Annotated in this window: 1 protein-coding gene; it reads left to right on the top strand. The window is 43.3% G+C overall.

All coding sequences use genetic code 11. The features are described from left to right. A partial coding sequence (locus AC1M9F_RS14545) for an Ig-like domain-containing protein (protein ID WP_481598124.1) occupies positions 1-289 on the top strand: 289 nt, incomplete at both ends.

Below are 289 nucleotides of genomic sequence, written 5' to 3'. Positions count from 1 at the left end.
GGTGCAACAGTAAAAGTTGAAATCTTAGACAAAGATGGCAACCCTGTAGCAACAGGTGATGCGACTGTAGATCCAGAAGGTAACTGGTCGTATACACCGACTGAAGCACTACCAGAAGGTGAATATACAGTTAAAGCTGAAGCGAAAGATGCGGTGGGTAATACTGCTACTGAAACTGCGGATGGCAAATTAACTGTAGATACAACTGCACCATCTGATACCGATGTAACGATTGATCCAATTGCGGATACAAACGATACAACACCAGAAATCACAGGTACAACTGAAC

It is taken from the genome of Acinetobacter sp. ANC_7504 (assembly GCF_056779995.1).
Note: the sequence above shows the minus strand (reverse complement) of the source record. Positions and strands in the feature narration are given on the sequence as shown.